General features: G+C 71.6%; 13 protein-coding genes. 4 read left to right on the top strand and 9 right to left on the bottom strand.

The window, feature by feature from the left end:
* Window positions 1–6: 6 nt before the first annotated feature.
* Genes ACSRUE_RS15530 through ACSRUE_RS15515 form a run of 4 tightly spaced genes read right to left on the bottom strand, consistent with a single transcriptional unit; the run spans window position 7 to window position 3596 of the window.
* Window positions 7–1596 (bottom strand): caspase family protein, encoded by a 1590-nt coding sequence (locus ACSRUE_RS15530; RefSeq protein WP_441291676.1) that lies wholly within the window; start codon window positions 1594–1596, stop codon window positions 7–9.
* The gene (locus ACSRUE_RS15525; protein ID WP_441291675.1) at window positions 1593–2366 is read right to left on the bottom strand and encodes a DUF4384 domain-containing protein; all 774 of its coding nucleotides are present in this window, start codon (window positions 2364–2366) and stop codon (window positions 1593–1595) included. Before ACSRUE_RS15525 ends, ACSRUE_RS15530 begins: the two co-directional genes overlap by 4 nt.
* Complete coding sequence (locus ACSRUE_RS15520) at window positions 2363–2872, bottom strand: RNA polymerase sigma factor (RefSeq protein WP_157907086.1); 510 nt, start codon at window positions 2870–2872, stop codon at window positions 2363–2365. Before ACSRUE_RS15520 ends, ACSRUE_RS15525 begins: the two co-directional genes overlap by 4 nt.
* Window positions 2873–2891: 19 nt before the next feature.
* Window positions 2892–3596: a hypothetical protein gene (locus tag ACSRUE_RS15515; RefSeq protein ID WP_441291674.1), complete on the bottom strand. Its 705-nt coding sequence runs from the start codon at window positions 3594–3596 to the stop codon at window positions 2892–2894.
* 583 nt (window positions 3597–4179) lie between these two features.
* Here ACSRUE_RS15515 and ACSRUE_RS15510 point away from each other — a divergent pair.
* From ACSRUE_RS15510 to ACSRUE_RS15500, 3 genes are all read left to right on the top strand, one after another.
* Window positions 4180–4776 (top strand): hypothetical protein, encoded by a 597-nt coding sequence (locus tag ACSRUE_RS15510; protein ID WP_012239223.1) that lies wholly within the window; start codon window positions 4180–4182, stop codon window positions 4774–4776.
* A 110-nt stretch (window positions 4777–4886) separates the two neighbouring features.
* Complete coding sequence (locus ACSRUE_RS15505; protein WP_437943239.1) at window positions 4887–5570, top strand: hypothetical protein; 684 nt, start codon at window positions 4887–4889, stop codon at window positions 5568–5570.
* A 497-nt stretch (window positions 5571–6067) separates the two neighbouring features.
* Window positions 6068–6598: a hypothetical protein gene (locus ACSRUE_RS15500; protein WP_441291673.1), complete on the top strand. Its 531-nt coding sequence runs from the start codon at window positions 6068–6070 to the stop codon at window positions 6596–6598.
* A 66-nt stretch (window positions 6599–6664) separates the two neighbouring features.
* Here ACSRUE_RS15500 and ACSRUE_RS15495 read toward each other — a convergent pair whose 3' ends face one another.
* The 5 genes from ACSRUE_RS15495 to ACSRUE_RS15475 form a co-directional block, all read right to left on the bottom strand.
* The gene (locus ACSRUE_RS15495; protein WP_441291672.1) at window positions 6665–7732 is read right to left on the bottom strand and encodes a hypothetical protein; all 1068 of its coding nucleotides are present in this window, start codon (window positions 7730–7732) and stop codon (window positions 6665–6667) included.
* Window positions 7733–7776: 44 nt separating this feature from the next.
* Window positions 7777–9207, bottom strand: a complete 1431-nt coding sequence (locus tag ACSRUE_RS15490; RefSeq protein WP_441291671.1) for a M56 family metallopeptidase — start codon at window positions 9205–9207, stop codon at window positions 7777–7779.
* Complete coding sequence (locus ACSRUE_RS15485) at window positions 9204–9578, bottom strand: BlaI/MecI/CopY family transcriptional regulator (protein ID WP_441291670.1); 375 nt, start codon at window positions 9576–9578, stop codon at window positions 9204–9206. The genes ACSRUE_RS15490 and ACSRUE_RS15485 overlap by 4 nt, the downstream gene beginning before the upstream one ends.
* Window positions 9579–9682: 104 nt before the next feature.
* Window positions 9683–10078: a GFA family protein gene (locus ACSRUE_RS15480; RefSeq protein WP_012239229.1), complete on the bottom strand. Its 396-nt coding sequence runs from the start codon at window positions 10076–10078 to the stop codon at window positions 9683–9685.
* Between the two features lie 96 nt (window positions 10079–10174).
* A complete protein-coding gene (locus ACSRUE_RS15475; protein WP_441291669.1) occupies window positions 10175–11083 on the bottom strand; it encodes a pirin family protein in 909 nt (302 codons plus the stop codon).
* Window positions 11084–11902: 819 nt separating this feature from the next.
* Here ACSRUE_RS15475 and ACSRUE_RS15470 point away from each other — a divergent pair.
* Window positions 11903–13312, top strand: a complete 1410-nt coding sequence (locus ACSRUE_RS15470) for a spondin domain-containing protein (protein WP_441291668.1) — start codon at window positions 11903–11905, stop codon at window positions 13310–13312.
* Window positions 13313–13346 lie beyond the last annotated feature (34 nt).

Below are 13346 nucleotides of genomic sequence, written 5' to 3'. Positions count from 1 at the left end.
CCCGCGTCAAAGGCTCATGCCCACGCCCACGCGGAGCCGCATGGCCACCGCGGGACCGACCTCGCCCTCATCGCTGCCCGCGCGTTGCTGCTTGAAGACGTACGTCTGCGCCGCCGCCTCGACGCCGAGGTAGAAGCCCTCCGGCAGATCGATGTTCACCCCTGCATCGACGCCGAACGCCCCTGCCAGGCCATGGCGGTCGGGCGCGCGCCCGGCGGTCTCGAACCGTTGCCTCATGACGGCGAGGCCGACGTCCACGCCGACGCCGAGGCTGATCACGGGCAGATCCCAGGAGCGGGACAGGCGCACGTCCAGGCCGAGCTCATCCTCGCTCGCCGTGAGGTGCTCGTTCTGGAAGGCGCTGCGGCACGCGCTGAGCCGGGGCGCGACGCCGAGGTGCTGGAGCTCGATCCCGTATCCGACGAAGCCGCCGTGACAGAGCGAATCCCCCGGGACAAGGGGCGTCCTGAGCTGATAACCCGCCACCGGCCCGTGCGCGACCTCGCGGACGCCGCCGCCCTTGCGCACGAGCCGGGCGAACATGACGCGGCTCAATCGCTCGTCGCCGACATCCATCGTCTGCCCTGCCCCGGCGTCGACGCTCCCCTCCAGGAGAAAGTCGGGGCCTCGCCCCCGCACGAAGTAACGGCCAGGGCGCAGGCTGACGGTCCGCGTCGCGTCGCTCGCCCCCACCTCGGCCACCACCGCGCCCTCGCTGGAGTCTCGCATCACGAGGTAGGCCCTGCCGGCCGGAAACCGGAGCACGCCCCGGAGCGACGCATGGACAGGCAGCTCCGTCAGGACGAGCTTGCCCTGGCCGCGGAGGTCGTAACGGAAGGTGGGGTGTTGCGCCCCGGCCCACGTGCGGCTCGTGGCGCGCAAGGTGCTCTCGTACGCATGGCGGTACGCCTCCTCGAGGGAGACGGCGCCGTCTCGGTCCGCGTCGGCCGTCCCGAGCAGCCCCGAGACGAGCGCGTGGGTGAAGAACGACCCTTTGAGCTCATCGGACTCCTGAGCGTCCTCGTTTCCGGAGCTCGACGTGAGCGTCACCATCCCTTGCCCGGCGAGCCGCTGATCGAGCTTGATGACGAAGGGGGGCGCGCTCGTGCCGCCCTTGACCCGCGTCAGCGCCCCGGAGCGGCACGAGTCGACGATCAAGAGCCGCGCCGAGGCCGCCGAGCCGCGGACGAGCTGCTCGAACTCCGTCAGCGAGAGCGGCGTCGGCCCGAGGTGAAGCGCGTTCGCGTCGGCGTGGCCGGAGTAATAGACGAGGTAGAGGACATCGGTGTCCGGGCTCGAGATGGCCGCGCGGACACGGTCGTTCATCGTGATGAGCGTGCGCCGGACCGTCTCCGCGCCCTCGCTCCGCAAGAGCACGAGGTTCGCCGGGGGAAAGCCGCCGAGGTCCTTGAGCACGTCGTACATCTTCGACGCGTCGTCCTCCGCGTACCGGAGCTCGACTTCGCCCTTCTCTCCGGCGTTGTTGCCGATGAGCACCGCGAAGCGCTCGATGCGCGCCTCGGCCGGGGCCGCCGCGGCGGCGACGGCAAGGCCGCACGCGGCGGCGGCGAGCGCCGCTCTGCGACGCCGGATCACGGCGACGCCGCGACCTTCTCCGCCGTGAGCGCGTCGACGTCGCAGCCCGGCGGGGCGGGCGGCGCGCCGGGGTGAGCCGCGAGCGCGGCCCGGAGCGGCTCGACCGCGATCGCCTCCGAGCAGAACAGCCCGAAGATCCGCTCGGTGCCGAGCGTGTCGTCGAGCACCGTGCTCTGGGGGAGGAGGACCTCCCGGCCCGGCTCGATCCGCGCCGCGACAGGACCGCTCGGGTAATAGACGCTCGCCTGGGAGGCCCCGTCCACGCTCAGGATCACGAGGTATCGCGCCTCGGCGCTGGAGTACGTGAACTGGATCGCGTCGCCGGGATGGAGCCTCTCGCCGGCGCCGCCGGGCAGGACGCTCCCGCCGCGCTTGACGTAGAAGCCGATGTGCTCCGCGCCCTTGATGCGCTCTCCGGGGATCTCCGCGTCTCGTCCCTGTGGCCCGGCGTGGAAGCGGAAGAAGAAGAGCGCCGCCGCCGCCGCGGCGAGCGCGCTCGCCGCCGCGGGCGCCAGCCATCGACGCGGCGGGCGGACCTTCGCCGCGGCGCGGCGCTCCGAGATGGAGGCGCCGCGGGCGAGCCGCAGCGGCGGCGCCGACGCGGCGAACGAGGCGCGCGCCGCCTCCATCTCGGAGCGCCGCGCCGAGCACCGAGGACAGCCAGCCACGTGCGCGCTCGCCTCCTGCGCCGCGGCCGCGTCGAGCTGGCCCGCCATGAGCTCGTCGAGCTTCAGCTCCGAGAGGCACCCTTCGGGTCGCGCTGGCGTCATGGACTCGAACTCCCTTCTCTCATCCGGTCGGAGAGCGTGGCCTTCAGCCGCTCCAGCAGATTGCCGACGTGCCGGCGGGAGCAGCCCATCACGCGCGCGATCTCCTCGTGGGTCATCTCATCGGAGTAATAGTGGACGGCGACCTGCGCGAGGTCGCCCGGGAGCTGCGCGAGGAGCTCCCGCGTGAGGAGGGCGTTCTCGGCGGACGCCGCCGCGCTCTCTTGCTGCAGGGGTGCAACGTGGGTGTCGAGGAGCCGCAGCCGGTTCTTGTGATCGCGGATGCGGTTCAGGCACGCGTGCGTGGTAGCGCCGTAGAGCCAGCCCACCATCGGGCCCTTGCCGTCGAGCTGCCCGGGCTCGCCGAGCAGGGACGCGAAGACATCCTGGAGGATCTCCCGCGCCTCCTGCTCGTTCCCGAGGAGCCGCCGCGCCCGGCGCAGCACGAGGTGCCCATGCTGCCGGTAGGCCGCCTCGATCAGCGACACCAGCGCCTCGCGATCCTCCACGTCCCAGCGTGTACCACGATCAGTGCCAGTCGGGGTACGTCAAATCCTCGGAGGGCGCCATCCGGACGGTGAGCGACGTGCTCGACCCGCCGGCGGAGGGACGGATCTTGATCTTCGCGTCATGCCCGTAGCAGGCCTTGTGCTCCGCCTCCGTCGTCGCCGCGGCGTCGCAGGCGTCGAAGGCCGCTTGCAGCTCTGCGTCCACCTCGCCCTCGCGGCTGAACACATCCATGACGTGGAATCCGGGGGAGAGCTGCCCTCCGAAGAGGTTCGACCAGAAGCCGTCTTCGGCCATCTCGCTCTCGACGTACACGATCACATGATCCTCATCGACGCCGAGCGAGGCGCCCTCCCCGGCGGAGGCCTCGTCGAGCGCCGCCTCGATGGTGGCGATGCCGACCCGGGTGTCGTCGAGGCCTTCCTCGCTGAAATCGTTGAGCGCGCTCTCCTGCGGGGGCGCATGGATCGACAGCGTGAAGCTCGCGGGGAAGCTCCCGGTCACCGCCGCGCGGGCGGGGAAGCTCTCGACATCGCTGGAGCCGGATACCGTGTTCCAGACCAGCGCGGCGTCGACCGGCCCCGCAGGCGCGACGCCGTGCTCATTGACGATCGTCCCCTCGACCGTCAGCAGCGCCTCGCCCGGATACTCGGAGCCCACCTGGGGGTCGCCGCACGCGGCGAGCAGGAGCGGAAGAGCAAAAGAGAGCATCGAACGAAAGTTCATGACATTTCTCCTTGAAAAAAGAACGACGAGCCCTGGTGAACGAGCAAACCAGCCATCCGCGAGAGGACGCCGCGCGCAGCGCGCGCCGTCACCGCCGCGGTGCGGTCGCGCCGCCGACGGAGCTCTCCTGGATGCACGGCGGGACGCCTGCCGTTCGGTGCAGCGCGGCGCCCCGGAAAGGGACCCGCCTTCGCTGGCCCCTTCAACCTGGAGAGACCGCAGAGGTCCCGGTTTGGGCACGGGTCGATGTCGATTGTTTATCTTACAGTATTGCTGCAAGATTTTCTCCCCACCATCCGACCGAACCAGCTCGGGCCGATGACGCTCGGGTTGCGCAAAGCTGGCTCAAGCCGCTCGCCGCGCGCCGCGCGCGTCTCCTCCTGCACCCCCGTGAACGCCGGCGCCCGGCGCGCTCGCGGCGCTTGGCGCATGGGTTGCTATTCCACGTCGCCAGCAGGCGCTCGAACGCAGACGGCGAGACCGCGGGGGGGTTCCCGCCCCACGCACGCCTGGCCGGAAACCTCCGGCCGATGCCCGCCCGACGACGCCCTGCCGACACGACAGAGAAAGGAGCCTTGCTATCATGAACAAGATCGCCGTGCTGTTCGGAGGCTGTGTTGCGCTCGCGTCGATCGCGGCGGCCTCTCCGGCCCAGGCTGGCTGGACCGGCTACGTCTCGGAAGAAGACGCCCCCGCCTACTGTCCCGGCCCCGAGGCCGCCACCGGCTTCGCGTGCTGGGGGGATTACTGCGACGAGGTCGCGCTGCACTGCAACGGATTGCCCTCCTGGAGCTCTCTGGACATCTCCACCAGGTACTGGACGAGCTACTTCTCCGAGGAGGGGGACAGCGATCTCGGCGAGGTGGTGTGCTCGGACGGCCCGAGCGGCGGCAGCTGCGAGGCGTTCGAGCTCGGCGACAACGTGCGCTACTGCTTCGGCGGCCGCGGGAGCAAGGGCATCGTGACGGGCATCGATTGCGCGGACAGCTACTGCGACGAGATCTCGCTCGAGTGCACAAAACCTGCGGCTGGGCGCCTCACGGGCTGCTCCTGGTCGGGCTGGCTGTCGGAGGAGGAGTGGTACGTACACTTCGGCACGAACCGGTTCATCACGGCGGTGGAGTGCAGCGGCGACTACTGCGACAACAAGCGGTTCTACGTCTGCTCGCTCGTCCAGTAGCGGCCCGGGCGCTGCGGCGCTCGCCGCGGGGTCGGCCCGGCGCCTCGTGCGTTCGCCGGGCGCCGAGTTGTGATACTGCTCGTCTCCCCGGGGGGGAGAAGGAAAGCACCATGTCGGAGTCGAAGCTCGCCGCGCCGCAGATGGTCATCGACAGCCGTATGCTCTATTCGAGCTGGGTCCCGGCGGATCCGGCCGCCGCAGCGGCGCTCTTGCCGGAGGGGATCAGGCCGGCGGAGAACAAGGCCATCTACATGAACCAGTACGTGGTCGACACGCCGGAGCAGACCTCCGGCTTCGGCGCCTATTCGCTCACCTACCTGGGGCTGGATCTCGCGGATCACACGACGCCCGACGGCGCGAGCCCGGCGCGGTTCTTCACGCACTACGTCAACTCCTCCGAGACGGTGCGCCGGTACGTGCGCGAGCGCGGCGTGCCGGCGTCGCCCGGGGCGACGACGCTCGAGCTGCACGGCAGAGAGCTCGTGGCGACCACCTCGGTCGACGGCGTGCCCATCATCCGGACCAGGGCGCTCGTCGGCAACAAGATCGGCGTCGTCGCGCGCGGCCACCTCGCCTACGTGACGAAGGTCGACGGGCGGCTCGTCGCCGGCAACTACCCCTATATCGCGGACATGGCCGACCCGTACGAGCTCCTCGCCGTCGAGTTCCTCGCGAAGGATCACCCGGTGTACGCGCTCCGGCCCGGGAGCCCGATCCAGGTGGTGAAGAGCGCCTCGTGGTACTCGCCCCGCAGCTCCTTCGTGTATCCGGGCGGAGAGCGGGACCTCTTCTGACCGGCCCGCCCCCGGCCGCCCTCCGCTCCGGCGCGGCGCTCGCCGCGCGCGGCGCGGCAGCGTGCCGGGAGTTCACCGGGACGCCAAGGCCGCCAGGAGAGCCAGGATTTTCTCTCCCTCGCGTCCTTGCGGCGGATGGCTCGACTTCACGTCGTCCGATCCGCTTCGTCCGCGCGCCAGAGCGCCGTCCCTGTGAGCGCGCTGGCGCCATGGCAGGGCGAGCGGCCCTGTACCCATCCTGCCCGCGCCGGCGAGCGCGCGCGCACACACACCGAAGGACAGGCGGCCAGCGTGGATTGGGTGGGATCTCGCCAGAGCGCGCGGTCGCGAAGGAGGGAAGCCTGGAAGACCGATGAGCGCGTGGGCCTCGATCATCGCGCCGCGGGCGGCGGCGGAGACCCGCGCGGCCCCGTCGTGCACAACGAGGCGCCGGGTACGTCGGTTGCTCCGAGCCCGTCCGCGGCCGGAGCCGGCCGCTCGTACAAGGGAGAGAACGAATGAATCGACTGATTCGACTCGGAGCACTCTCGGCCTTCCTGTCGCTCGTCCTCTGGGGCGGCAAGGATGTGGCGGCCGCTCCGATCCCCGCCGCGCTGAGCAGCAAGCAGCTCAAGGACCTGACGGCCGCGGACGAAGACACCACGTGCCAGTCGCTCACGCCGAGCCTCGTGCTCACCAGGCAGGATACCTGCGAGTTCGTCGGACTCCTGTGGTCCACGGTCGGGCAGGAGTGCACCGTCGTGAGGGACAAGTGCCTGGCCGAGGGCCAGCAGCCGCCGGCGCGCGCGGACGACACGGCCGCGGCGAGCTGTCTGCCGCCGGCCGAGGCGCGCGTCGGCTGCACCGCGACGGTGGCCGAGTACGAGGCGTGCATGCTGGCGAACGCCGAGAAGGTCCGAGCGCTCAGCTGCGATTCCGCGGCGAGCGCGCTCGAGGCCCCCATCGCGGCGTGTGACCTCATCGCGCAGAAATGCCCCGATCTCGGCAACACCGACGACGGCCAGGGCCAGGGCGAAGACCAGCCCTGACGCCGCCGCAAGGCGCGCCCTGCAGTACCCCCGCCCGCCTCGGGCCGGCCGCGAGGCACGCCGCGGCTACAGCGCTGCGCGCCCGATCTGCTGGATGGTCGCCTCCACCCGCAGCCGCTCTCGCTGCTCCGGCGACGACTGGATGAGCTCGTTCAGCTTGCTGTGGATGACATAGAGCTTTCCGTCCCGGAGCACGCCGGTCGTCGGATAGACGTCGCCGAGCCGCTGGACCGCGCGCAACCTCGCGGTGCTCCAGCCGTCCTCGCTCGACAGCGAGAACGCGGCGTTCGACGCGACGCCAGCGGCCTGGTTCGCGACGACCACGAGATCTCTTTTCCCCACCAGGGTCAGCCCGTCTCCGCCCACGAACCGCTCGGCGACATCGACCCTGGCGAACCGCGCGGGGTTCGCGAGCGGCACCTTGAACAAGGTGCCATCGCTCTTCTTGACGACCAGCAGATAGCCATCGGGGTGGACGACCACCCCGTTGAGGTTGATCCCCTCGCCGGCAAATTGCTCGTCCCGCAGGAAGACGGCCGCGTTCCCCTGCGGATCGACCTTGTAGATGGTCGGCGAGAAGCTGTCGGTCACGTAGGCGTTGCCGGCCGAGTCCAGGGCGATGCCGTTCACGAGGTGAGCGCCGGGGGACAGCGGCGCGAGATCCACGTAGTGGATGGCCTTGCCCGTGGAGAGATCGTAGACGCCCACGGCGGCCACGTTCTTCGGCCCCGCGGCAGATGGCTTGACGCTCGCGCCGAGATCGGAGCTCACCGCCCAGAGCCGCCCCCGCTCGACGTCCACGGCGATGCCGAGCACCGAGCAGAGGCGTGGGTCGTCGACGACACGGGAGACGCCGCCATCGCCGTCCACCGCGTAGATCGCGCCCTCCCTGAACGAGCTCACAAGGAATTTGCCTCGGCTGCTGTCGTATTCGATCGTCTCCGGATACAGCGCCGGCCTGTGGACGGTGATGGGCTGTCCCGTGCGCTCCAGGGTGACGACCTCCGCGCGCGCGCAGCCAGCGGCCGTCAGCCCCATCGTCGCGACCGCGCACAGCGCCCGGGCGGTCAACCCCGCACGCGCCGAGCGCGCAGCCGTGCGCCGCGCGCTCGGCGCCCTCTTCATGATCGACATGTCAGCTCCTGTTCTGGACAGGCCCGTGCGGTGTGCGGAGCGCGCTACCGAGGCGCGCTGCCGGACGCCCGCGGGCGCCTCTCCCACGTCGTCCATTCGTCGACGAAACGCTCTTCGATCCAGGCCTTCGCGGCGCGCGCGTGCCTCAGCTCCTGGCGCAGCTCGAGGACCCGCACGGCAGCCTGGGTGTCCGCGCGCTGCGCGTCGGGGAGGAGCAGCGCTTCCTCGAGCCGCGCCTCGATCTCGTGCTCACGGCGCGCGAGCTCGACCATCTGCTCGCTCGCCGCGGCCGCGTCGGGCGGCGATGCCGTTGCGCCGAGGGCAGCGCCGCGATCCCGCGCGAGCGCGCCGCCCGCGCTTGACGCGAGCAGCGGCGGCCGCGCGCGCGCCACCTGGACGCTCAGGCCCGCAGCCGCCACGCCGGCCGCGGCGAGGCTGGCGATGGCCCGCCGCCGGCCCCGAGGGCTCGGCGTGGATCGCGCCCGGCTCCCCGCATCGAGGAGGCGCCTGACGCGCGGGAGGAGCGCGCCCGCCGAGCGCGCCATGGCCGGGACCAGCGCGCGCCGCGGGGCGAGCGAGGCGCCCGACGCGACCTGGACCAGCGCGCGCGCCAGGCCGAGGGGATCCCCCGTGAGCTCGACGGCGCGATCGTCGCAGGCGAGCTCCGCTGTCTGGCGGAAGCGGGACGACGCCCAGTGAACGAGCGGATGCGCCCACAGGATCGACTGCACGAGGCCAGCGGCCGGAAACCACAGCCCGTCGCGGCGCTCGATGTGCGCCAGCTCGTGCGCGAGCACGGCGTCGACCTCCGCGTCGGTGAGGGCGGCGAGCCTTGCCAGCGGGACGCAGATCTCGGAGGCTCCGATGACGAGCGGGCTGCCGACATCGGCGCTCTCCGTCAGCGCGACCGGGCCCATTCCGATCCGGGCGCGCAGCCGCTCCAGCCGCTGGAGCAGCCGCGCGTCCCGCACCTCCCTGCGCCCGCGGAGCCCGCGCCACAGCAGCAGCGCCGACGAGGCGAACCGCAGCAGCCCCAGCGCGGCCGCTCCGGCCGTGCACGCGGCGAGCAGGTTCCACCCCGGGCTTCCCTCCGCGCGCCGCGCCGGTGATCCGGCGCCGGCGCTCTCCCCGGTTGAGCCGCCGATCTCCGGCGCGGCATCGAGGACCGCCGGCGCGGGGGCGTCCTCGAGCGACAGGACGGCGATCTCTCCAGGAGATGCCGTGTCGCCGGGCGCGCGCTCGAAGCCCCATGACATCACCGCCGCGAGCAGCAGTGTCGCGAGCGGACCGAACAGCGCCATCTTCCAGAGCAGGTGCCGCGTGGAGGACGAGAGGGATCTCCGGCGAGCCAGGAGCGCCGCCGCCCCGGTCCACACCGCGGCATGGACCGAACAGGTGAGCAGCAGCGCCAGCCAGAGAGCCGCCATGCCGGACCAGGCGCCCGGCCCCGCGAGCAGGTGGAGCGCCAGGATCACGCGCCTTTCTCCTTGATCAGCCGCTGCATCTCCGCGAGCTCTTCAGGGCTGAGCTGCTCCGACTCCAGGAGCTGCGCGGTGAGGGCCGAGGCCCTGCCGCCGAAGAACGAGCGCAGCACGCGGTGGAGCACGCCCCTGGCCGCCTCCTTCTGGTCGACCGACGCGCGGTACACGAACTGCCTGCCAGACCTCTTGCGCTCCACCCACCCCTGCTGGCTGAGCCGCTGCAGCAAGGTCGCCACCGTCGTGGGAGCGAGCTCCCGCCCGTCCTCCGCCATCGCCGAGACGACGTCCCCGACGGTGCCCTCCCCGACGGCCCAGAGGGCCTTCATCACCGCGAGCTGCAGATCGGTCAGCGCTTCGGTTCCCACGACGACAAGTGTCGTTCACGGGAGGCCGCACGTCAACTACAAATGTAGTCGCGTGGATTCCGGGGCGGCGGCCGGCGGGATCCCGGGCCCGGTCGGGCTGCGCGTTACGCCGGCAGCTCCTCGAACTGGGGGAAGGCGTCCGTGATCTGATGCCAGGGCGCCTTCGAGCCGACGTAGATGTGGTGATCGGGCCCCTTCGCCGGCGCGCCGTCGAGCGTGCCGAGCTGCACGTGCGCGAACCGCTGCTCGCGGACGACGTCGTACACGGGCGAGAAGCATTGTTTACAGACGCAGCGGTACCCGTCCTCGGACTCGCCGACCCGGAGCAGGTGCTCCCGCCCCGCGGTGACGCGGAGCCTGTCGATCTCGATCCCGCCGATGGCGGCGCAGGCGGCGCCGGTGCGCCTCCGGCACCTCGAGCAATGGCAGTAGAAGGCGTAGCCGAACGCGTCGTCGACCTCGAAGCGCACGGCACCGCAGTAACAAGCTCCGTTCAACATGGCCCGTTTATCTCCCTTGAACGCGGCGCCTGAGCGCGCCGCTCCGGCTCCCTTGAACGCGGCGCCTGAGCGCGCCGCTCCGGCGCTCGCGCCCCCTCACCCGTCGGGGAACGGGATGAACTCGATGTCGTCCCCCGGCACCTTGGGAAAGAGCCCTGCCTTCCAGTCCTGCTTCGCGCGCTCGATGCGCTCCGGCGAGCTCGAGACGAAGTTCCACAGGATGTGGCGGTCGCCGTCGAGCGCGGCGCCGCCGAGGAGCATCACGCGGCTCTGCGAGAGCGCGCGGAGCTCCGGCTGCGCTCCAGCGCGGAACACGAGCATCGTCCCCTCGCCGAAGCGCTGGCCCTCGCAGCCGACCGATCCGTCGATCACGTAGGCCGCGCGCGCCGCGTGCTCCTCGGGCAGCGGGAGCGTGGCGCCCGGGTCGAGCTCCGCGTGGACGTAGAGCGTCGGCGACAGGACGCCGACCGGCGAGCGCGCGCCGTAGGCCTCCCCCGCGATCACGCGCAGCGTGGCGCCTTCCCGGGTGACGACGGGGATCGTCGCCGCCGGGTGGTGCTCGAAGCGGGGCGCGTCCTCCTCGCGCTCCGTCGGCAGCGCGAGCCAGCACTGGACGCCGTGGAGGTGCGTCTCGTGCGCCAGGTCGCCGCGCTCGGAGTGGACGATGCCGCGCCCGGCGACCATCCAGTTGACGTCGCCCGGCCGGATCGGCTGCGCCGTGCCGAGGCTGTCGCGGTGGAGGATCTCCCCCTCGAACAGGTACGTCAGCGTCGCGAGCCCGATGTGCGGGTGCGGGCGCACCGAGATGCCCTGTCCCACCGCGAAGCGCGCAGGGCCCATGTGGTCGAAGAAGACGAACGGGCCGACGAGCCGGCGGCGGACCGACGGCAGCACGCGCCGCACGGAGAAGCCGCCCAGATCGCGGGCGCGCGCGTCGATGACGAGCTCGATCGCGTTCGCGGGCGAGTCCACGCAGGCGGGTTCATGGTCGGCGTAACGGCTCATCGGGGGCTCCTTCGCGGCGCTGGGCCGGGGTGCGCGGGGCGCCGCCTCGGTCCAGGGATCGCTACCCTACCCTAGCCCAGGAGGAGCTCCGGAGGTGTAGCGGCGCGTCGCCCAGGTTTTTGCGTGGCTGCGTGTGAGGTGGTGCCAAGCCGCCGGGGGCCTGCCGTGGGCGCGGAACCAGGGAAGTTCTTGGGCGACGGCGCTGGCGCGGAGGAACGAACGGCGGAGACTTTGACAATTCTCAATAGCTACACGGGACACGGGCGGCTGAACCCTCTTCCGGTGTGGCCCGACGCGAGCCCAACCGGCCGCCTTGTGATCTCCGGTATGGGCGAAGGTCACGCCCCCGGCCCACGAGGCCCTGCCGCCCGCGTTGCTGCTGCTGCCCGCGCCGGTGCCGCCGCCTGTGCCGGCGCCCGAGCGCCACGCTCGCGGCGATCGGGTGAAAGCTGCGGGCGTGCTGACCCCTCTACACGAGCCGCGGTTTCGCCAGCGCTGCGGGCGTGCCGAGCGGGGCGCCGCCGGGCCGATCACCGAGGAGTCCGAAGTGAGGCGCCCACGCGCTCGAGGCGACCGACGGCCGCGCTGAACAATTCTTCCCGAGCGCGATCGTGCAGGCGCGTGCGAGGGTCGCGAAACCGATCTGCACCCGCCGCGTAGCACCCTCGAACCACGCGCCACTGGCCATCGCGGGCCGACGCGGGCGCCCGCGGCCGCTCCGGTCTCCAGCGCGTTGGAGGAACGATCGCTGCGCGCCGCTCTCCGCGGCGGCGGCGATCCAGTTCGCGTCATCTCATTCACTGCTTCTGGAGGATCGTCATGAAGATTCGGCGTCACACGCTGTCGGCCATGTCCCTTGTCCTCACCCTCGCCGCTGCTTGCAGCGATGACGGAGGCGGCGATACCACAGGCGCGGGCGGCATGGGCGGGGGAGGCGCCGGCGGATCTGCTGCCGGGGATGCGGCCAGCTTCGAGGTGACCATCGAGAACGTGACACCCGCGCGGGATTACCGGGTGGCCGGCGTGTTCAACACGCCCGTGGGCGAGAGCATGCCCGGACCGCTCTTCCCAGAGAAGAGCTTCGAGTTCCGCGTCGGCGCCCTGCCAGGCGACAGGCTGTCGTTCACGACGATGTTCGGGCAGTCGAATGATCTGTTCTATGCGCCCGATGGCGCCGGGATCGCGCTCTACGACGAGGCGGGCAACCCGGTGAGCGGGGACGTGACCGACCAGGTCCTGCTCTGGGACGCAGGCAGCGAGGCCAACGAGGAGCCGGGCGCGGGGCCGAACCAGGCGCCCCGGCAGAGCGGCCCGAACACGGGCGCCAAGGACCCGGACAACACGGTGCGGCTGGTCCAGGATGGCTATACCTACCCGGCGGTCGAGGAGGTCATCCAGGTGATCGTGACGCCGGAGCCGGGCAATGAGTTCACGATCCGGATCACCAACATGTCGGAGGTGGGGACGCTGATGCCCGAGGGCGGGGAGCCGGCCGCCGTGCCGCTGTCGCCGGGGCTCTTCGTGGTGCACACGATGGAAAACCCGCTGTTCACGGTCGGGCAGGCGTACCCCGGTAACGGGCTGGAGGCGCAAGCCGAGGACGGGAACCCCATGATGCTGCACGAGGGGGTCATGCCCCGCGCGGGGCTGACCTCGCCGGCGGCGCCGGGCGTCGCGGTGGTGCACGGGGCCGCAGCGCCGCTGTTCAGGTCGGGCGAGGCGGACCGGAGCAAGGGACTCGAGATGCTGGCCGAGGACGGGAACCCGACCACGCTCGCGGAGTCGCTGGAGGCCGAGGTCGGGGGCGAGAGCGGGCTCTCGTCGGTGCTGGTCTACGACACGCCCGTGGGCGCCTCGATGCCGGGGCCGCTGCTGCCCGGCGCGAAGTTCAGCTTCAGGGTGACCGCGCGGCCCGGCGAGCGGCTGAGCTTCGCGTCGATGCTGGGGCAATCGAACGATCTGTTCTTCGCCCCGAGCGAGGAGGGGATCGCGCTGTTCGACGCGAGCGGCGAGCCGGTGAGCGGCGATGTCTCCGACCAGGTCTCGATCTGGGACGCGGGCACCGAGGCCAACCAGTGGCCCGGCGTGGGCCCCGACCAGGCGCCGCGCCAGGCCGGGCCGCAGATGGGCGCCGACGATCCCACGGACCGGGTGCGCTCCGTCGATGACGGTTATCTGTATCCTGCGGCCAGCCAGATGCTGAAGGTGACCATCAGCCCGGCGCGGTAGCGGGGACCACGAGCGGCAGCGCTGGCTGCTGAAT

The sequence above is a fragment of the Sorangium sp. KYC3313 genome (assembly GCF_052075895.1).
GTDB lineage: Bacteria > Myxococcota_A > Polyangia > Polyangiales > Polyangiaceae > Sorangium > Sorangium cellulosum_B.
Note: the sequence above shows the minus strand (reverse complement) of the source record. Positions and strands in the feature narration are given on the sequence as shown.

Excerpts from the sequence above, each read along its gene's own strand:
- ACSRUE_RS15505 (WP_437943239.1), top strand. The coding sequence starts at position 4,887 with ATGTCGGAGTCGAAGCTCGCCGCGCCGCAGATGGTCATCGACAGCCGT.
- ACSRUE_RS15495 (WP_441291672.1), bottom strand. The coding sequence starts at position 7,732 with ATGTCGATCATGAAGAGGGCGCCGAGCGCGCGGCGCACGGCTGCGCGC.
- ACSRUE_RS15470 (WP_441291668.1), top strand. The coding sequence starts at position 11,903 with ATGAAGATTCGGCGTCACACGCTGTCGGCCATGTCCCTTGTCCTCACC.
- ACSRUE_RS15510 (WP_012239223.1), top strand. The coding sequence starts at position 4,180 with ATGAACAAGATCGCCGTGCTGTTCGGAGGCTGTGTTGCGCTCGCGTCG.
- ACSRUE_RS15525 (WP_441291675.1), bottom strand. The coding sequence starts at position 2,366 with ATGACGCCAGCGCGACCCGAAGGGTGCCTCTCGGAGCTGAAGCTCGAC.
- ACSRUE_RS15475 (WP_441291669.1), bottom strand. The coding sequence starts at position 11,083 with ATGAGCCGTTACGCCGACCATGAACCCGCCTGCGTGGACTCGCCCGCG.
- ACSRUE_RS15515 (WP_441291674.1), bottom strand. The coding sequence starts at position 3,596 with ATGAACTTTCGTTCGATGCTCTCTTTTGCTCTTCCGCTCCTGCTCGCC.
- ACSRUE_RS15480 (WP_012239229.1), bottom strand. The coding sequence starts at position 10,078 with ATGTTGAACGGAGCTTGTTACTGCGGTGCCGTGCGCTTCGAGGTCGAC.
- ACSRUE_RS15500 (WP_441291673.1), top strand. The coding sequence starts at position 6,068 with ATGAATCGACTGATTCGACTCGGAGCACTCTCGGCCTTCCTGTCGCTC.